Origin of the sequence: Corynebacterium bouchesdurhonense (assembly GCF_900078305.2) — a bacterium.
In the GTDB taxonomy this organism is placed as follows: Bacteria; Actinomycetota; Actinomycetes; order Mycobacteriales; family Mycobacteriaceae; genus Corynebacterium; species Corynebacterium bouchesdurhonense.
Genome location: NZ_LT546025.1, coordinates 67659 through 84677, shown reverse-complemented (window position 1 = coordinate 84677; position 17019 = coordinate 67659). Strand labels below are relative to the sequence as shown.

Sequence of the window (17019 nt, the reverse complement as noted above, 5' to 3'; positions counted from 1 at the left end):
TGAGAGGGTACGCGCGGTATAAACCGGTATAAACGAGCTATGCGCTACCTCGCCTTCACACTCGCCGGTGTCTTCTCCTTGGCCGCAATCGCCGGCCAGTGGCTCGGGTGGTCGCGACCGGTGACCATCGGGGCGCTAATACTCGCCGGCGCGTTTCTGGCCTGGGGGTTTTGGGACGCGGCGCAGAAGGCGCCGGCGGAGGAGCGGGAGCTGGACGAGGAGCAGCGGGCGACTATCCGGCGCATGAAGTCCGAGGGCAACACGCAGTTGGCCATCCAGCAGGTGCAGCTGTGGTTCCGCAATACCTCACAGGAGGAGGCGGCCGCCATCGTGCGCGGTGTGTAGCGCGGGGTGGTTGGGGATTCGCTAAAATCGGCAACCATGACTGAACGCACTCTGATTCTGATCAAGCCGGACGGCGTGGCAAACGGCCACATCGGCGAAATCATCACCCGCATCGAGCGCAAGGGCCTGAAGCTGGTGGAGATGGACCTACGCACCGCGGACCGCGAGACCGCCGAGGCCCACTACGCCGAGCACAAGGACAAGCCGTTCTTCGGCGAGCTGGTTGACTTCATCACCTCCGCTCCGCTGGTCGCCGGCATCGTGGAGGGCGAGTCCGCCATCGCCGCGTGGCGCCAGCTCGCGGGCGGCACCCACCCGGTGGAGAAGGCCACCCCGGGCACCATCCGCGGCGACTTCGCCCTCACCGTGGGCGAGAACGTGGTTCACGGCTCGGACTCCCCGGAGTCGGCCGAGCGCGAGATCGCCATCTGGTTCCCCAACAAGTAGGAACCGCGCCGAGCAGCAGCCCCGCCAAGTGCGGGGCTGTTTCGCGTTGTGCACCACCCGCGCGCACACGCCGCCCGCGCCCGCTTTGGCCACGTGTGGAACAATGGTGGGCATGCGCGGGCCGGACCGGCCGGCGCAGATGAGACTTCACACCGTTTGGTTCGCGCGGCGATCACCGCCCGCGGCACTGTGCGGCGGCGGCGGGCACGGATCCGCCAGCGCCCGGTGCCGCCGGCCCGCCGCGCGGTGGCAACATAAGGACATAGGAGAATACCGTGGCAGACGCTTCAGAGGCGCAGGAGCAGGGGCAGCAGGAGAAGAAGGCGGCGCGTAAGGCGAGTCGGAAGCGGGTGAAGAAGGGGAGCGTCGACAAACAGCACGCTCCCTCCGCTTCGTTCGACCGCTCGCAGCTGGGGGAGAAGACGCGCGTGTTCCAGCTGGCCAAGGCGCTGGACGTGCCGTCGAAGGAGCTGATTGTGGCCCTGTCCGAGATGGGTGTGGTTAAAGTCGCGCAGTCTTCGCTCACGCGCGCTGAGGCCGAGCAGCTGCTGGACGCTTTGGCCGCCGAGCCCGCCACGGAGCCCGAGGCCGCGGACGAGAAGATCCGCGACCGCGTGCGCAAGGACGTGGCCAACGAGATCACGCAGATTGAGCGCAAGGTGGACGCGGAGCTTTCGGAGAGCATCTCGCTTGACGACGACACCGATGCCCTCGCCGACCCAGAAGACATCGTCGAGGCGGCCGACCCGGCAGGGGACACCGAGGGGACCGGGGCCACCGGGCCCCTCACCGACGTCGAGCCCGAGGTCACGCCCGCGCCCGAGGAGGACGACGCGGGTGCCTACGCACCGCTCTTCAAGGCACCGACGCGCTCCGGCCGCCGCCGCGCGAGCCGCCCGGCGGAGACCCCTGCCGCGCCCGCGGGGGTCGCCGCGCCCGCGGTAGAAACCGCCGAGCCTGTTGAGGAAACCGCGGACGCCGCAGGCGCTGCCGCGGCTGCCGAGGTCCTGCAGGAGCCGAAGGCCATTAAGGGCTCGTCCCGCCTGGAGGCGCAGCGACGCCGGCGCAGTGAGAAGCGCGAGGAGGAGCGCAAGCGCTCGCGCATCGTCTCCCAGGCCGAGTTCCTCGCCCGCCGCGAATCCGTCACCCGCACGATGGTGGTGCGAGAACGCGAGCGCCACGACGGTGCTGGCAAGATCACGCAGGTGGGCGTGCTGGAAGACGGCTTGCTGGTGGAGCACTTTGTTACCTCGGACCAGCAGGCTTCCATGATCGGCAATATCTACCTCGGCCGTGTGCAGAACGTCCTGCCGAGCATGGAGGCCGCGTTCATCGACATCGGGCAGGGCCGCAACGGTGTGCTCTACGCCGGCGAGGTGGACTGGAAGGCCGCTGGGCTGGGTGGGCGTTCCCGGCGCATCGAGCACGCCCTGAAGTCCGGCGACCAGGTAGTGGTGCAGGTGACCAAGGACCCGGTGGGCCACAAGGGCGCGCGCCTGACCACCCAGATTTCCCTGGCCGGCCGCTTCTTGGTGTACGTGCCTGGCGGGCGCAGCGCGGGCATCTCCCGCAAGCTGCCGGCGCCGGAGCGCAAGCGCCTGAAGGAGATCTTGAGCAACGTGGTGCCCGGCAAGGGCGGCGCCATCATCCGCACCGCCGCCGAGGGCGTGCCGGAGGACGCTATCGCCGCGGACGTCAACCGCCTGCACACGCAGTGGGAGACCATCCAGGAGGCCGCCGAGAAGCACAAAAAGGCCAAGGGTGCGAAGCCGGTTACCCTCTACGAGGAGCCGAACCTGCTGGTCAAGGTGGTGCGCGACCTATTTAACGAGGACTTCTCCGCGCTTGTCGTGGACGGCAAGAAGCCGTGGAACACCGTCAACGCCTACGTGCAGTCCGTGGCCCCCGACCTGCTGGACCGCCTCGAGCGCTTCGACCGCAACGAGCACGGCGGCAAGGACGCCTTCGAGGTTTACCGCGTGGACGAGCAGATCCAGAAGGCCCTGTCGCGCTCGGTGTGGCTGCCGTCGGGCGGCTCGCTGATCATCGACCGCACCGAGGCCATGACCGTCATCGACGTCAACACCGGCAAGTTCACCGGCTCCGGCGGCTCGCTGGAGGAGACCGTGACTTCCAACAACCTGGAGGCTGCGGAGGAGATCGTGCGCCAGATACGGCTGCGGGACATCGGCGGGATCATCATCATCGACTTCATCGACATGATCCTCCCGGAGAACCAGGACTTGGTGCTGCGCCGCCTGAAGGAAGCGCTGGGCCGCGACCGCACCAAGCACCAAGTCTCCGAGGTGACCTCGCTGGGCCTCGTGCAGCTGACCCGCAAGCGCCTGGGCACCGGACTGTTGGAGACGTTCTCCGAGCCCTGCGAGCACTGCGGAGGCCGCGGCATCATCCTCGCCGAGGACCCGATCGATCCCTTCGACCTCCCGCGCGCCCGGTCCCAGGAGGAGCAGCGCCCGAAGCGCAAGAAGGAGCCGTTGCTTGCCGACGAAGAGCTGGAGGCCATCGCCGGCTCCGTCGTGCCCGACGCTCCCGAGGTCAACGCAGGCAACGAGGACAACGAGGGGGGCGAGAGCGGCGATACCTCGGACGGCAGCGAGGGTGAGAAGCGCTCCCGCCGGCGCGGGCGCCGCGGCGGCTCCCGCGGGCGCGGCAAGCAGGTGAGCGGGGAGCGCAGCCAGGACACAGCGCCCGACGCCGCGCAGGACACAGCGCCCGACACAGCGCGGGGCGAGGAGGCCTTCGAGGCGGCCGTGGCCGAGTTCGAGGCGTCGCCGCGCCGCAAGCGCCGGACCCGGGGCAACTCGCGTTCTGACCACCGGCCGCGCCGCGAGGATTACGTCGACAAGCAGCGCGAAGATCACCAGGATTCGCAGGACCGCGCCGCCGAGCGCGAAACGGAGCGGCCTCGCGAGGAGAAGCCGCAGCGACCCGCGCGCGGGCGCCGGCGCGCGACCCGCAAGTCCGACGCTTCGGCGCGCGGCCAGGCACAGCCCGCCGAGCGCCGGGCGGACAGGGAGCCGGAGCGCACTGAGCGGCGGGGCGGGGGCGGCAGCGAGCGCGGCACCCAGCCCACGGCGCGTCGCGGGCGCCGCCGGGCCACGCGGCGGAGTACCTCGAGCTAGTTTGGAGAACTGCGGTTTGGCGGTGTAGTCTTTGACAGTCGCTGTTTCGGGGCGCTCCCGCCCCGTCGCCCTCGCATGCGGGCACGGCGGGCCCAGCTAAGGCCCCGGAACATTGAAAAAGCACTGTTCCACACGCCGCCGAAGCATGCCGGGGGCGTACGAGTAGAGATAAGGGGTAACCCTCTATGTACGCGATCGTCAAGACCGGCGGCAAGCAGTACAAGGTTGCCGAGGGCGACCTCGTCAAGGTCGAGAAGCTGGAGGGTGAAGCAGGCGACAAGGTTGCACTCACCCCGGTCCTTCTCGTTGATGGCGCAGACGTCACCTCCGGCCAGGACAAGCTGTCCCAGGTCACCGTTGAGGCCGAGATCGTCGAGCACGGCAAGGGCAAGAAGGTCGACATCCTCAAGTACAAGAACAAGACCGGCTACAAGAAGCGCCAGGGCCACCGCCAGCCGCTGACCACCGTCAAGATCACCGGTATCAAGTAAGCCCAGCAGCAAACGACTTTCTATCAAGGAGATTTGAACAATGGCACACAAGAAGGGTGCATCCAGCTCCGCGAACGGCCGTGACTCCGAGTCCAAGCGCCTCGGCGTGAAGCGCTTCGGCGGCCAGCAGGTCAAGGCCGGCGAGATCCTCGTCCGCCAGCGCGGCACCAAGTTCCACCCGGGCGACAACGTCGGCCGCGGCGGCGATGACACGCTGTTCGCGCTGGCCGCCGGCGCCGTCCAGTTCGGCATCAAGAAGGGTCGCCGCGTGGTCAACATCGTCCCCGCCGACGGCGAGGGCGTGGCCGCCGAGGTCCTCGAGCAGGCTGAGGCCGCAGGTGTGGTTGAGGAAGGCACCGTGGCGGAGGCTACCGCGTAGGGCACGTTTTTGACGATGGGCGCGTTGCAGGATCCGAGGATCCGCAGCGCGTCTTTCGCGTTTTCTCCAGTCGTGCCGTATGTATAACGACACATCCCGAGCGGTGGGCCCGTCGTCGAACCTCGAGGCGGCACTCGCGTCCGTGGCTCCGGGCGACGGGCTTGAGCTGGCTGGCGGAGATTACTTCCTTCACCGCCCCCTGTTTGTTGATGACCGCTTCTTGCAGGGCAACGGCGCCGACGTCGTCCGCATCCACGGCACGGTGGTGTTGTCCGGGACGTTGTCCCAGGTGTGGGGGATCGGCGTCCACGCACCCAAGGACGGCCCGGCCTTCGACGTGGTCTCCGGATTTCCCACACTGATCCACTGCGCGGCGCGCCTGCGTCCAGACGCTGAGGAGGTTGCGATCCGCGTCAACGACGCCGGTTTGGAGATCGACGACTGCGTGGTCGAGGAGACCGAGGAGCGCCCCGCCCTCGTTGCCAGGAAGGCGCGTCTATCCATCGAGCGCTCCCGGGTGGGCCACATTACCGTCGGCGGTGGGTCGAAGCTGTCCGTTTTCCAGTCCACGCTGGGCGCGGTGCGCGTAAACAGCGACGCGATTGTCGTGCTTGGCGGGGCTTGCACGCTGGTGCCTGCGGGCAAGGGCCCGGGTCTCGTGGTCGATTCCGGCGGAACGTTCACCGCCCCGCAGCTCTACTACAAGGGCAATAGCCCCTACATCCACATCGACGACGCGACAGTGGACATCTCCCGCATCCAAACCGACGGCGCGCGCGTCCGAATCAGCGTCGAGGGCGACGCCCACATCAACGTTGACCCGGAGATGTGCGTCGTTGTGGGCAGCGGGGCGAACGAGGGCCCGGTCCTCTGAGGTCCTCTGAGGTCCTGCCCAAGTAGGCTGAGAGACTATGGCGCAATTTGTTGACCAAGCTGTTCTGCACCTGCAAGCCGGTGACGGCGGGCACGGCTGCGTGTCAGTGCACCGCGAAAAGTTTAAGCCGCTCGGCGGGCCTGACGGCGGCAACGGCGGCCACGGCGGTGACATCATCTTGGAAGTCTCCCCGCAAGTGCACACGCTGCTGGATTTCCAGTACCGCCCGCACGTGAAGGCGAAGCGCGGCGGCAACGGCGAGGGCGATCACCGCAACGGCGCCCGCGGCGAGGACTTGGTGCTGGAGGTTCCCGTCGGCACCGTCGTGCGCAGCGAGGACGGTGAGATCCTGGCGGATCTCACCGTTCCCGGCACCCGCTTCGTCGCCGCCGAGGGCGGCTTCGGGGGCCTGGGCAACGCGGCGCTGGCCACCGCGAAGCGCAAGGCCCCCGGTTTTGCGCTGAAGGGCGAGCCGGGTGAGGCGCTCGACCTGATCCTGGAGCTGAAGTCCATGGCGGACGTGGGCCTGGTGGGCTTCCCCTCAGCCGGCAAGTCTTCGCTCATCTCTGTGCTCTCGGCCGCGAAGCCGAAGATCGCGGACTACCCGTTCACCACGCTGGCGCCGAATCTGGGCGTGGTCGACGTTGGGCACGACACCTTCACCATTGCGGACGTGCCCGGGCTGATCCCGGGCGCGAGCCAGGGCAAGGGCTTGGGACTAGACTTCCTGCGCCACATCGAGCGCACGGCCGTGCTCGCGCACGTGGTGGACACCGCCACCATGGAGCCGGGGCGTGACCCGCTTTCAGACATCGAGGCGCTCGAGGGTGAGCTGGCCAATTACGCCGAGGCGCTGGACATGGATTCCGGCCTCGGCGACCTGCGCGAACGTCCGCGCATCGTGGTGCTGAACAAGGTGGACGTGCCCGAGGCGAAGGAGCTCGCCGAGTTCCTCCGCGCAGACATCGTGGAGCGCTTCGGCTGGCCCGTCTACCTCACCTCCACCGCCACGCGCGAGGGGCTCGACGAGCTCAAGTGGGCGTTGTGGGATGTGGTGAAGGGGTCGCGCTCGCAGCGGGCGACGGCAAGCGAAGCCCAAAAACCCGAGGTTATCCGCCCCCAGGACGCGAACCGCTCGCGGAACGCCGGCATCCGCGTGGAGCGAGATCCGCTGTACCCGCAGGGCTGGCTGGTCACCGGCGAGAAGGCGGAGCGGTGGATCCGCCAGACAGATTTTGAGAACGACGAGGCGGTGGGCTACCTGTCCGACAGGCTGGAGAAGGCCGGCGTGGAGGACGCGCTGCGCAAGATCGGCGCGCAGGAGGGCGACACGGTGACCATCGGCGACATTTCCTTCGACTGGGAGCCCTCGCGCGGCGGCGACCCGACCCTGGCCGGTCGCGGGCAGGACGCGCGCCTGGGAGGCACCACCCGCGCGTCCGCCGAGGAGCGCAAGCGCGCCTCGCAGGCCCGCCGCGGCCTGATCGACGAGTACGACTTCGGCACCGATGAGGCCGCCGACCGCGAGCGCTGGCAGGGGTAGGGCCGTGGCTGTGCCGACCGACCTGCGCGGGCAGATCGCCTCCGCTCGGCGGATTGTGGTCAAGCTGGGTACGAGCTCGCTTGTCGACGCAACCGGGGCCGTGTCCAAGGCAAAAGTGGACCGCATCGTCGACGCGATCGAGGCCCGCATCGCGCGCGGCACCGACGTGGTGGTCGTCTCCTCCGGCGCGATCGCGGCCGGCATGGCGCCACTTGGGCTGCGCGCCCGGCCGCGCGACCTGGCCACCAAGCAGGCGGCGGCGTCGGTGGGGCAGATCCACCTGGCGCAGGTGTGGGGCGCCTCGTTCGCGCGCTACGGCCGCACGGTGGGGCAGGTGCTGCTGACCCAGTCAGACGCCGGGTCGCGCGAGCGCGCCCGCAACGCGCAGCGCACCATCGACCGGCTGCGCCAGATGGGGGCGGTGCCGATTGTGAACGAGAACGACACGGTGGCCACGTCCGAAATGCGCTTCGGCGACAACGACCGGCTCAGTGCGATCGTGGCCACGCTGATCTCGGCGGATGCGCTCGTGCTGCTCTCCGACGTGGACGGGCTGTATGACCGCAACCCCGCCGTGCCGGGCGCCCGGTTCATCGGCGAGGTGCGAAGTGGCAGCGACCTGGAGGCGGTGCGGGCCGGGGACGGCGGCGTGTTCGGCACCGGCGGCATGGCAGCGAAGGTCTCCGCGGCGCGCCTAGCAGCGCGCGGCGGGGTACCGGTGCTTTTGACCTCCACCGCCAGCATCGACGCCGCGCTCGGTGCCGCTGACGTGGGCACCGTCTTCCACACCCGCCCGGGCCGCAAGCTCTCGGCGTGGAAGTTCTGGGCGCTCTACGCGGCCGACGCGGAGGGCGTGCTGCGGCTCGACGCCGGCGCGGTGGAGGCGGTCACCCGCGGCGGCACCAGCCTGCTCGCGGTGGGCATCACCGGTATCGAGGGCGAGTTCCACGCGGGCGACATCGTGGAAATCCTCGGCCCCGATTCCGCGGTGATCGGCCGCGGCGAGGTGGCGTACAACGCCGCGGAGCTCGCCGGCATGCTGGGCAAGCCCACGGCGGACCTACCGGAGCACCAGCGCCGCCCGGTGGTGCACGCGGACTACCTGTCCAACTACGCGTCGCGCCTGTAGGGCCGATCAATCCATCTGGAGCACGGTGCGAAGATCTGCAAACGGGGCGGAGCAGACCTGATGTGTGACGGTTCTGCCCGTGCGGACTTTTTCCAGCAACCCAGCTTCCGTGAGTTTCTTCAGGTGGTGTGAAACGGTGGGCTGGCTCAACCCAGAGCCCTGAGCGAGTTCAGTCACGCTCATCGGTTCGCACTCCTCGGCAGCCAAACGTGAAAGCAGTTGCAGGCGGGCGGGGTCTGCGAGCACTTTGAAAATATCGGCGTAATGCTCCGCTTCCTCAGCGGTGAGCAAACCCGCTCCGAGTGAGCAGCAATTCGGACGACTAGACAATCTCCCTCACCTCTAAGTATTGACATACGTCGATATGACGACTAGTTTTCATATCGATGAACGTCAATATACAGGCGAAACCTGCCCGACTGTCTTTCCTTGACCGGTTCCTTCCGGTGTGGATTCTTCTGGCGATGGCGCTGGGGCTTGCACTCGGGCATGCGGTCCCGGAGCTGGGCCACGTGCTCAAAGGGCTGGAAGTGGGTGGCATTTCCATTCCGATCGCCCTCGGCCTGCTGGTGATGATGTACCCGCCGCTGGCTAAAGTGCGCTACGACAAAACCCGCGAGCTGACGCGCGACACCCGGTTGATGGTCGTTTCCACCGTGCTCAACTGGGTCGTCGGACCCGCGTTCATGTTCGCGCTGGCGTGGACTTTCCTGCCCGAGGAGCCGGAGCTTCGCACCGGGTTGATCATCGTCGGACTGGCGCGCTGCATCGCGATGGTGCTCGTGTGGTCCGATCTCGCCTGCGCCGATCGAGAGGCAACCGCGGTGCTGGTGGCAATCAACTCGGTGTTCCAGGTCGCGATGTTCGGCGTGCTGGGATGGTTCTACTTGCAAATCCTGCCCGGCTGGCTGGGCCTTCCCACGACTTCCGCGGACTTTTCGTTCTGGTCGATCGTGTCCTCGGTGCTGGTCTTCCTGGGCATCCCGCTGCTTGCCGGGGTGTGCTCGCGCATCGTCGGCGAGCAGACCAAGGGCCGCGACTGGTACGAGCGCACCTTTCTGCCGGCGATCTCGCCGCTGGCGTTGGTCGGACTGCTGTACACCATTGTCCTGCTCTTCTCGCTCCAAGGGGAACAGATCATCGCACGCCCGTGGACCGTGGCCCGGGTGGCGCTGCCGCTGTTGATCTACTTCGTGGGCATGTTCGCCGTGGCGCTCATCGTTGCACAGGCAACGGGGATGGGGTACGCGCAATCCGCATCCGTCGCTTTTACCGCCGCCGGCAACAACTTCGAGCTGGCGATCGCGGTATCGATCGGCACCTTCGGCGCGGCGTCCGCCCAAGCACTCGCCGGCACGATCGGTCCGCTCATCGAGATCCCGGTGCTTGTCGGGCTCGTCTACGTCATGAGGTTCCTCGGGCCAAGATTGTTCCCGGGGGATCCCGCCTTGCCGCCCGCCCACTCATCGGCTCCAGCCGCGACTTAGCGGGAACCTATTAGGAAGGAACTGCCACTATGCAATCTACGCCTCAAGTACTATTCATCTGCGTCCGGAACAGCGGGAAGTCCCAGATGGCTGCGGCTTTGGCCCAGCATCATGCGGGGGAGCGGCTCGAAGTGTTCTCCGCGGGCACCGAGCCGGGCGCGTCGCTGAACCAGCAGTCGGTAGAGGCGCTTGCAGAGGTCGGAGTGGACATGGCGAAAGGCCATCCGAAGCCGATTGATGGGAAGCTCTTGCGCTCCGCTGACCGCGTTGTCGTGCTGGGGCAGGAGGCGAGCGTTGATCTGCCCGCTGACGCAAGTGGCACACTGGAGCAATGGCTCATCGACGAGCCTTCGGAGTGCGGCATCGAGGGGATGGAGCGCATGCGGTTGGTGCGCGGCGATATTGACGCGAAGGTGCGCGACCTGGTGGACGAGATACTCAAAGCGTGACGCGAGGCTGGCGCGAGCGCTACCTTGGGCAGGCATGAAGTTCGCATTCTTGCCTAAGCCATGGGACGAAGTCGTGCATGCACTCGAGGCGGAAGGCCACGAGTTCGTCGAGCTTAGCGATAACCCGGACATGCTGATCTACCGCGGCGGCCCGGACGAGTTCCCGGAGACCCTGCCAGAGAGCGTCAAGGTCGTCCAGATCGCCTACGCGGGCGTGGACAACCTGTTGTCCGCCGGTGTGCTCACTGCCCACGACGTACGTTGGGCCAACGCCGCCGGGCTTTACGATGACACCGTTGCAGAGTCGACGCTCGCGCTCATCCTCGCCGTGCTGCACCGCCACAAGGCCGTCTCGCGCGAGTGGAACCAAAAGGAGCTCGCCGAGGAAACAGGTTTCCTTTTCGACGGCCAGAAGCTCGCCCTGATCGGTGCCGGCGGCATCGGCAAGAAGCTGATCGAGTTCATTGCCCCGTTTGGCGTCGAGGTCACGGCAGTGAATCGCTCTGGCAACGACGTCGAAGGTGCGGCGCGCACGGTGAAGATCGACGAGGCCGACAAAGTGTGGACGGAAAACGACATCTTCGTGCTGCTCACCCCGCTCACCGACCAGACCCGCCACATTGTCGACGCGGATGTGCTGGCCAAGATGAAGGACACCGCGGTGGTGGTCAACGTAGGCCGCGGCCCGTTGATTGACACCGACGCTCTCACAGAAGCGCTACGTAACGGCGCAATCGGTGGTGCTGGTCTCGATGTCACCGACCCCGAACCGCTCCCGTCCGACCACCCGCTGTGGGATCTGGATAACTGCGTGATCACACCGCACACCGCGAACATTCCGCGGTACATGAAGCGCCGCGTGGGCCCGCTTGCAGCGAAGAACTGGGAGCTCTTCCAGGCCGGGGAGAAGATGCAGACCGAGGTCGATGTCGACGCCGGGTACTAAGAGCGGAATTCAACGAATCAGGACTACTTCAGCGGATGATCCCGGAGCGTTTGAGAGCCGCGCATCTGCGGTGACAAGAGTGGCCCCCAAATGCTCCGCGAGGGAAGTGAAGGTGGCATCGTAGGCGGACATATTGTCACGGAGTTCCCAAACCCGATCGATAAGGCTACCGTGGCCGTAATAAATAACATCGAGATCTCGAAGATTGGCAATCGCTACCTGAGCCTCCGATTCCGTGAGCGCTCCCGAACGCATCAACCGGCGGAGCACCTGAAGAGTCTCAGTTATCAATAACTCAGGGGCGGCGATCGCGGTTGCAGGATCGCGAAATACCGCAGCGACGCGCTGTCCGCGGGGCGTCGCCAGAATCAGCTCGATCGCCGCGGAAGAATCTAGGACTTTCAACGTGAGTCCCGCTCCGAACGCACCGCGCGGACGATTTCGTCTTCTCTAAGGCTTGCTGGCGCTTGTGCTGCGATTCGGTCTAGAACCTCATTTCGCGTCGGTCGGCGGAGCGATTCCGACAGCTCCGCCACGACTAGGGCAGAAATGGTGAGGCCCCGACCCTGGGCTTTCTCGCTCAGACGCTCCATCAGTTCCTCTGGAACATTGTCCACCTTCAACTCAGCCATGTTTTGATGGTGGCGCGGGCCCTGCTGCGTGTCAAGGCTCCTTCGACTGGTGCGCTCCCCGGACTTGGCCGCTCCGCTACGATTGCCCCATGACTGAGCCCACCGCACAACGCCAGGCAGAACGCGACGAAGTCCTTGCCAAGGCCCGCGCCGCGAAGCAGGTCGCGCCAACACTTGCCACGCTGAGCACACCGAAGAAGAACGAGACGCTCCTCGCTGCGGCGGACACACTCGAGTCCCGCGCAGCGGAGATCCTCGAGGCGAACCGGCAGGACATCGACGCTGGCCGCGCTGGCGGTATGGCTGAGTCGCTGCTGGATCGCTTGGCGCTCAGCGAGGAACGCATCAACGGCATCGCCGGAGGGCTGCGCCAAGTCGCTGGCCTGGAGGACCCGGTGGGGGAGGTGCTACGCGGCCACACCATGGATAACGGCATCGCCATGAAGCAGGTGCGCGTGCCGCTCGGCGTGATGGGCATGGTCTACGAGGCGCGTCCCAACGTCACCGTCGACGCGTTCGGCCTCGCACTGAAGTCCGGCAACGCCGCGCTGCTGCGCGGCTCGAAGACTGCCAGGCACTCCAACGCCCAGCTCGTGGAGGTGCTCCAGGACGTGCTCGCCGCGCACGACCTCCCGCGCGAAGCCGTGCAGCTCCTGCCGTGCGAGACGCACGACTCGGTGCAGGACCTCATCACCGCGCGCGGCCTGGTGGACGTGGTGATCCCCCGCGGCGGGGCGCGCCTGATCGAGGCCGTGGTGACCGGCGCCACCGTGCCCACCATCGAGACGGGCACGGGCAACTGCCACTTCTACGTGGATAAGGCCGCGGACCTGGACAAGGCGATCGCGATGCTGATAAACGGCAAGACGCGGCGCGTGTCCGTCTGCAACGCAACCGAGACCGTGCTGCTCGACGCCGCCCTGCCCGACGCCGACAAGCTCGCGGTGATCCAGGCGCTGCAGCAGGCGGGCGTGCGGGTGCACGGCGACATGGACGCCCACGCCGCCTTCGGCGCGCGGGTGGAGCCCGCCACCGAGGCGGATTTCGCCGAGGAGTACCTGAGCATGGACATTGCAAGCGCGGTGGTGGACGGCGTTGACGGCGCCGTTTCGCACATCGCCCGCTACTCCAGCGGCCACACCGACGCCATCGCCTCCCAGGACGCAGACGCGCTGCGGCGCTTCGCCGGCGCCGTGGATTCCGCCGCGGTGGTGCTCAACGCCTCTACAGCCTTCACGGACGGCGAGCAGTACGGCATGGGCGCGGAGATCGGCATCTCCACCCAGAAGCTGCACGCGCGCGGGCCGATGGCGCTGCCGGAGCTCACCACCACCAAGTGGATTCTTGAGGGCTCGGGCCAGGTGAGGGCGTAGATGGGTGCGTCGACAAGCAACAAGCTCCGGGTGGGGGTGATGGGCGGCACCTTCGACCCCATCCACCACGGCCACCTGGTGGCCGCGAGCGAGGCGGCGCACCGCTTTGGGCTGGACGAGGTGGTGTTCGTGCCCACCGGCGAGCCATGGCAGAAAGCCGGGCGGAAAATCTCGCCCGCGGAGGACCGCTACCTGATGACGGTGATTGCCACCGCCTCCAACCCGCGATTCACCGTCTCCCGCGTGGACATCGACCGCGCAGGTCCGACCTACACCATCGACACCCTGCGCGACGTGCGGGGCGACTACCCGGACGCGGATCTCTACTTCATCACCGGCGCCGACGCGCTCAGCTCGATCATGTCCTGGCACGACTGGGAGGACATGTTCGCGCTGGCGGAGTTCGTCGGCGTGACGCGCCCCGGCTACGAGCTAACCGAGGACATGCTGCCGGCCGACATTCAGGAACGCGTCCACCTGCTGGACATCCCCGCGATGGCGATCTCCTCCACCGACTGCCGCGCGCGCGCCGCCGCCGGGCGGCCCGTGTGGTACCTGGTGCCCGACGGCGTGGTGCAGTACATAGCCAAGCACCGCCTCTACGCCTGACGGCCGGGCGCGTGCGCTCGGCAAGCTGCCAGTACACTAGGGGCAATTGCCAGCGTTTCTCCGGATATAAGGATGTAGCTTGACTGCTTCGCAGATCTCCATCGACCAAGCGAAAATCGCCGCCAAGGCCGCGGACGAGAAGCTCGGCGCGAACATCGCCGTCATCGACGTCTCCAACGTCATGGCCATCACCGACATCTTCGTCGTGGCCTCGGCCGAGACCGAGCGCCAGGTGGCGGCGATTGTTGAGGAGGTGGAAGACGAGCTGACCAAGGCCGGCCTTGAGCCCAAGCGGCGCGAAGGCAACCGGGAGTACCGCTGGGTGCTTTTGGATTACGGGCACTTTGTGGTGCACGTCCAGCGCGAGGCGGAGCGCGACTTCTACGGCCTGGACCGCTTGTACGCTGACTGCCCCGTCATCGAGGTCGAGGGCCTCGAGCCGTACCAGCGCCCGGGCTCGTTCGCCGACGCCGCGGATTCCGCCGGGGTGCGCGAGGCAGCCCGGATCGAGGACCTCCCGCTCGCCGGCGAGGGCCCTGACGCGGATGAGATCTAGGCGGCTCATCCTCCTGCGCCACGGGCAGACGGAATACAACGCCACGCGCCGGATGCAAGGGCAACTGGACACGGAGCTGTCCGCCACCGGGGTGGCGCAGGCCCGCGCCGCCGCGCAGACCTTGCGGGGGCAGCGCGTGGTGAAGATCATCTCCTCCGACCTGGCGCGCGCCCGGCGCACCGCCGAGATCATCGCCGCCGAGCTCGGCCACGAGGTCAGCGTGGACGAGCGGCTGCGCGAGACGCACCTGGGGGAGTGGCAGGGCCTCACGCACGACGAGGTGGACGCCCGGGACGCCGGCATCCGCGCGCACTGGCGCCACAACGCCGGATGGGCCCCGCCGGCAGGGGAGAGCCGCCTCGACGTTGCGCGCCGATCCCGCCCCGTGGTGGACGAGTTGATGCGGGACTTCCCGCAGTGGGACGGCAACGCGGTGCTGCTGGTAGCGCACGGCGGCACCATTTCCGCGCTGACCTCCAACCTCCTAGGCCTTGAGGAGCACCAGTACCCGCTGCTCAAAGGGCTGGGCAACACCAACACGGCCCGCCTCCACGCGCTGCCGCGCTACCGGGGCGAGGACGCGGGTGCCGGGGACGCGCCGGCAGGAGGCGACGTGCAGTGGTACCTGGAGGCCTGGAACCAGGGGTTGAGCGAGACGTGAGCGTTCGCATCGTCGTAGATTCCACGGCCAGCCTGCCGCCGGAGATCGTCGAGGAGCTCGGCATCACCGTGATCCCCCTACACGTGATGGGGGAGTCCGAGGGCGAGGAGTCCACCTCCGGCCTCAGCGCGCTGGAACTTTGCGCGTGCTACGCCCGGCAGCTGGAGCGCGGCGGGGACGACGGGGTCCTGGCGCTGCACCTGTCCAAGACCCTGTCCTCCACCTGGTCTGCCGCCGTGACCGCCGCCGCGGTGTTCCCGGGCACCGTCCGCGTGGTGGAGACGGACACGGTGGGGATGGCCATCGGCGCCGCCGCGATGGCAGCGGCCGCGGTGGCCCGCGAGGGCGGTGACCTGGATGCCTGCGAAGCAATGGCAAAGTCCACCCTCGAGCGCGCGGGCACGTGGCTCTACCTGCACCAGCTGGAGGATCTGCGCAAGTCCGGCCGGCTCTCCGCGGGTACGGCGTTGTCCGCGACTCTGCTGGCCACCAAACCGATCCTGCACCTGCACGGGGGCAAGCTTGAGCTGGCGGCCAAGACCCGCACGCAGACGAAGGCCTTCGCGCGCCTGGCGGAGCTCGTCATGGAGCCCGCGGGTGACCAGCCCGTCTTCGCCGCGGTGCAGCACGCTGAGGCGCCCGAGGCGGCCCAGCAGGTCGCCGCGACCCTCGAGGAGGTCCTGCCGGACGGCTCAAAAGTGCTGGTCGGGCCGCTCGCGGAGGTGCTCGCGGCGCACACCGGCCCGGGCGCGATCGGGCTGTCGGTGGTGTTTGCCTCCGAGTAGTGGGCCTGCGCCAGCCGGCTGCTTGTCGACGGCCCCTTGGAAAACCCTGTCCCTTCACTAAGACAGCCATGACTGTCACCGCTATGCTCTGTTCGTGCTTTCCACTTACAGGTTCCGCGTGCGCTCAGTCGCTGCCGCGCTGATCGCGGCGTTCGCGCTCTCTTTCGTTGTCCCCCTCTCCCACGCGCCCGAGGCCCAGGCCCAGCGCCGCTGCCCCGCGGTTGCGGTGATCGCTGCGCGCGGTTCCGGGCAGAACGGCCACATTTTCCCCACCAGCTACTCCCCGCAGGCGCCGTGGGTGTCCAACGGCTGGGAAGGCGAGACCATCCGCGCGTTCCTGCGCCAGGCGGAAAACCGCTACCAGGCCACGCACGGCGGCGCGTCCTTGATGAAGGACGTGGAGGTCATCGGCCTCGAGCCCCGCTACTACCCGGCCATTTACCCGGAGTACGAGGTCCCGGCCGTCTCCGTGCCGGCCACCGCGGCCCAGGCCGCGCTGATCGCGCTCGAATACGCCTTGCCGGTGCTGCGAACCGCGCGCCGGGCGGCCACCGAGTTCACCGGCTCCGTGCAGGTGGGGCGCGCGGGCGTGATGCGCCAGATCAACGACTACGAGGCCGCCACCGGCTGCCACCCGTCCTACGTGCTTTCCGGCTACTCGCAGGGCGCGATGATCCTGCTGGAGCATGAGCGCACGCTGGCGCGGCGCGGCCAACTGGCGGGCGCGGTGTACTTTGGCAACCCCAACACCGCGCCGGGCGACCCGGCCACCGTGGGCGTGCCGGGCGGCGGCGCTGGCGGCATGCTCGGCTTCCTGCCCTTTAACTCGCTCTCCGCGGCCGGCTCGACCAACCGAGTGAACTACTGCCTGCCGCAAGACGCGGTGTGCGACCTGTCGGTGCCCACCCTGCAGGCCTCCGCGCAGTCCGGCGGCGGCAACCACGGGCGCTACTACCTGTGGCCGTCGCAGTGGGACAACCAGGTCTCGGACTCCTTTGGCCGCTTCGTGGACCAGGTCCGCTACCGCTAGCCCCGCTAGCCGTTTCCATTTCCGGCCCCCGCGTTTTCAATAGGGGCCATGACTGTGGATAACCCGACGCGCCCGCTCGGCGCCGCCGCCGGGTTATCCACAGTTTCGTTTTCGCACCTTCCGCTTCGATTATCCGTGGT

At 67.7% G+C, this 17019-nt stretch carries 19 protein-coding genes; 17 read left to right on the top strand and 2 right to left on the bottom strand.

Annotation, left to right across the window (positions count from 1 at the left end; genetic code table 11):
- The first annotated feature begins 39 nt into the window (after window positions 1-39).
- From BN4252_RS01655 to proB, 8 genes are all read left to right on the top strand, one after another.
- Window positions 40-345, top strand: a complete 306-nt coding sequence (locus tag BN4252_RS01655) for a hypothetical protein (protein WP_066524575.1) — start codon at window positions 40-42, stop codon at window positions 343-345.
- 36 nt (window positions 346-381) lie between these two features.
- On the top strand, window positions 382-792 hold the full coding sequence (gene ndk / locus BN4252_RS01650; protein ID WP_066524573.1) for a nucleoside-diphosphate kinase: 411 nt from the start codon (window positions 382-384) through the stop codon (window positions 790-792).
- Window positions 793-1142: 350 nt separating this feature from the next.
- The gene (locus tag BN4252_RS01645) at window positions 1143-3935 is read left to right on the top strand and encodes a translation initiation factor IF-2 N-terminal domain-containing protein (RefSeq protein ID WP_392389915.1); all 2793 of its coding nucleotides are present in this window, start codon (window positions 1143-1145) and stop codon (window positions 3933-3935) included.
- A 185-nt stretch (window positions 3936-4120) separates the two neighbouring features.
- Window positions 4121-4426, top strand: coding sequence for a 50S ribosomal protein L21 (gene rplU, locus BN4252_RS01640; RefSeq protein ID WP_066524569.1), 306 nt, complete (start codon window positions 4121-4123; stop codon window positions 4424-4426).
- Between the two features lie 40 nt (window positions 4427-4466).
- Window positions 4467-4805, top strand: a complete 339-nt coding sequence (gene rpmA, locus BN4252_RS01635) for a 50S ribosomal protein L27 (protein WP_066524568.1) — start codon at window positions 4467-4469, stop codon at window positions 4803-4805.
- Between the two features lie 79 nt (window positions 4806-4884).
- Window positions 4885-5679, top strand: coding sequence for a hypothetical protein (locus BN4252_RS01630; protein WP_143341145.1), 795 nt, complete (start codon window positions 4885-4887; stop codon window positions 5677-5679).
- A gap of 37 nt (window positions 5680-5716) precedes the next feature.
- Entirely contained in the window at window positions 5717-7222 is a 1506-nt protein-coding gene (obgE, locus tag BN4252_RS01625) for a GTPase ObgE (protein ID WP_066524563.1), read from the top strand.
- Window positions 7188-8351 carry a glutamate 5-kinase gene (gene proB, locus BN4252_RS01620; RefSeq protein WP_066524561.1) on the top strand — a complete coding sequence of 388 codons (1164 nt, stop codon included), beginning with the start codon at window positions 7188-7190 and terminating at the stop codon, window positions 8349-8351. The genes obgE and proB overlap by 35 nt, the downstream gene beginning before the upstream one ends.
- Before the next feature lie 6 nt (window positions 8352-8357).
- On the opposite strand, the gene BN4252_RS01615 is transcribed toward proB, so the two are convergent.
- Complete coding sequence (locus BN4252_RS01615) at window positions 8358-8642, bottom strand: ArsR/SmtB family transcription factor (protein WP_078056709.1); 285 nt, start codon at window positions 8640-8642, stop codon at window positions 8358-8360.
- Window positions 8643-8737: 95 nt separating this feature from the next.
- Between BN4252_RS01615 and arsB the strand changes: the two genes are divergently transcribed.
- The 3 genes from arsB to BN4252_RS01600 are packed head-to-tail and all read left to right on the top strand — an operon-like array spanning window position 8738 to window position 11233.
- Complete coding sequence (gene arsB / locus BN4252_RS01610; protein WP_066524555.1) at window positions 8738-9838, top strand: ACR3 family arsenite efflux transporter; 1101 nt, start codon at window positions 8738-8740, stop codon at window positions 9836-9838.
- A gap of 29 nt (window positions 9839-9867) precedes the next feature.
- Window positions 9868-10287 (top strand): arsenate-mycothiol transferase ArsC, encoded by a 420-nt coding sequence (locus BN4252_RS01605; protein ID WP_066524553.1) that lies wholly within the window; start codon window positions 9868-9870, stop codon window positions 10285-10287.
- A gap of 34 nt (window positions 10288-10321) precedes the next feature.
- Complete coding sequence (locus tag BN4252_RS01600) at window positions 10322-11233, top strand: D-isomer specific 2-hydroxyacid dehydrogenase family protein (RefSeq protein WP_066524548.1); 912 nt, start codon at window positions 10322-10324, stop codon at window positions 11231-11233.
- A 9-nt stretch (window positions 11234-11242) separates the two neighbouring features.
- Here the strand turns inward: BN4252_RS01600 and BN4252_RS11625 are convergent, their stop codons facing one another.
- Window positions 11243-11638: a type II toxin-antitoxin system VapC family toxin gene (locus tag BN4252_RS11625; RefSeq protein WP_078056708.1), complete on the bottom strand. Its 396-nt coding sequence runs from the start codon at window positions 11636-11638 to the stop codon at window positions 11243-11245.
- 316 nt (window positions 11639-11954) lie between these two features.
- Here BN4252_RS11625 and BN4252_RS01590 point away from each other — a divergent pair, with 316 nt between their 5' ends.
- The 6 genes from BN4252_RS01590 to BN4252_RS01565 all read left to right on the top strand — a co-directional run bounded on the left by BN4252_RS01590 (window position 11955) and on the right by BN4252_RS01565 (window position 16879).
- A complete protein-coding gene (locus BN4252_RS01590) occupies window positions 11955-13238 on the top strand; it encodes a glutamate-5-semialdehyde dehydrogenase (protein WP_066524546.1) in 1284 nt (427 codons plus the stop codon).
- Window positions 13239-13847, top strand: coding sequence for a nicotinate-nucleotide adenylyltransferase (gene nadD, locus BN4252_RS01585; RefSeq protein WP_066524544.1), 609 nt, complete (start codon window positions 13239-13241; stop codon window positions 13845-13847). It abuts the gene before it with no gap.
- A 79-nt stretch (window positions 13848-13926) separates the two neighbouring features.
- The gene (rsfS, locus tag BN4252_RS01580; protein WP_066524543.1) at window positions 13927-14403 is read left to right on the top strand and encodes a ribosome silencing factor; all 477 of its coding nucleotides are present in this window, start codon (window positions 13927-13929) and stop codon (window positions 14401-14403) included.
- Entirely contained in the window at window positions 14393-15064 is a 672-nt protein-coding gene (locus BN4252_RS01575; RefSeq protein WP_078056707.1) for a histidine phosphatase family protein, read from the top strand. Before rsfS ends, BN4252_RS01575 begins: the two co-directional genes overlap by 11 nt.
- Complete coding sequence (locus tag BN4252_RS01570; protein ID WP_066524540.1) at window positions 15061-15849, top strand: DegV family protein; 789 nt, start codon at window positions 15061-15063, stop codon at window positions 15847-15849. The genes BN4252_RS01575 and BN4252_RS01570 overlap by 4 nt, the downstream gene beginning before the upstream one ends.
- Before the next feature lie 94 nt (window positions 15850-15943).
- Window positions 15944-16879, top strand: a complete 936-nt coding sequence (locus tag BN4252_RS01565) for a cutinase family protein (protein ID WP_066524538.1) — start codon at window positions 15944-15946, stop codon at window positions 16877-16879.
- The last annotated feature ends 140 nt before the right edge of the window (window positions 16880-17019 follow it).

What these genes read in the sequence shown, in the direction of transcription:
- BN4252_RS01655 (WP_066524575.1), top strand. Translation starts at nt 40, where the DNA reads ATGCGCTACCTCGCCTTCACACTCGCCGGTGTCTTCTCCTTGGCCGCA.
- ndk (WP_066524573.1), top strand. Translation starts at nt 382, where the DNA reads ATGACTGAACGCACTCTGATTCTGATCAAGCCGGACGGCGTGGCAAAC.
- rplU (WP_066524569.1), top strand. Translation starts at nt 4,121, where the DNA reads ATGTACGCGATCGTCAAGACCGGCGGCAAGCAGTACAAGGTTGCCGAG.
- rpmA (WP_066524568.1), top strand. Translation starts at nt 4,467, where the DNA reads ATGGCACACAAGAAGGGTGCATCCAGCTCCGCGAACGGCCGTGACTCC.
- BN4252_RS01630 (WP_143341145.1), top strand. Translation starts at nt 4,885, where the DNA reads ATGTATAACGACACATCCCGAGCGGTGGGCCCGTCGTCGAACCTCGAG.
- obgE (WP_066524563.1), top strand. Translation starts at nt 5,717, where the DNA reads ATGGCGCAATTTGTTGACCAAGCTGTTCTGCACCTGCAAGCCGGTGAC.
- proB (WP_066524561.1), top strand. Translation starts at nt 7,188, where the DNA reads ATGAGGCCGCCGACCGCGAGCGCTGGCAGGGGTAGGGCCGTGGCTGTG.
- arsB (WP_066524555.1), top strand. Translation starts at nt 8,738, where the DNA reads ATGAACGTCAATATACAGGCGAAACCTGCCCGACTGTCTTTCCTTGAC.
- BN4252_RS01605 (WP_066524553.1), top strand. Translation starts at nt 9,868, where the DNA reads ATGCAATCTACGCCTCAAGTACTATTCATCTGCGTCCGGAACAGCGGG.
- BN4252_RS01600 (WP_066524548.1), top strand. Translation starts at nt 10,322, where the DNA reads ATGAAGTTCGCATTCTTGCCTAAGCCATGGGACGAAGTCGTGCATGCA.
- BN4252_RS01590 (WP_066524546.1), top strand. Translation starts at nt 11,955, where the DNA reads ATGACTGAGCCCACCGCACAACGCCAGGCAGAACGCGACGAAGTCCTT.
- nadD (WP_066524544.1), top strand. Translation starts at nt 13,239, where the DNA reads ATGGGTGCGTCGACAAGCAACAAGCTCCGGGTGGGGGTGATGGGCGGC.
- BN4252_RS01575 (WP_078056707.1), top strand. Translation starts at nt 14,393, where the DNA reads ATGAGATCTAGGCGGCTCATCCTCCTGCGCCACGGGCAGACGGAATAC.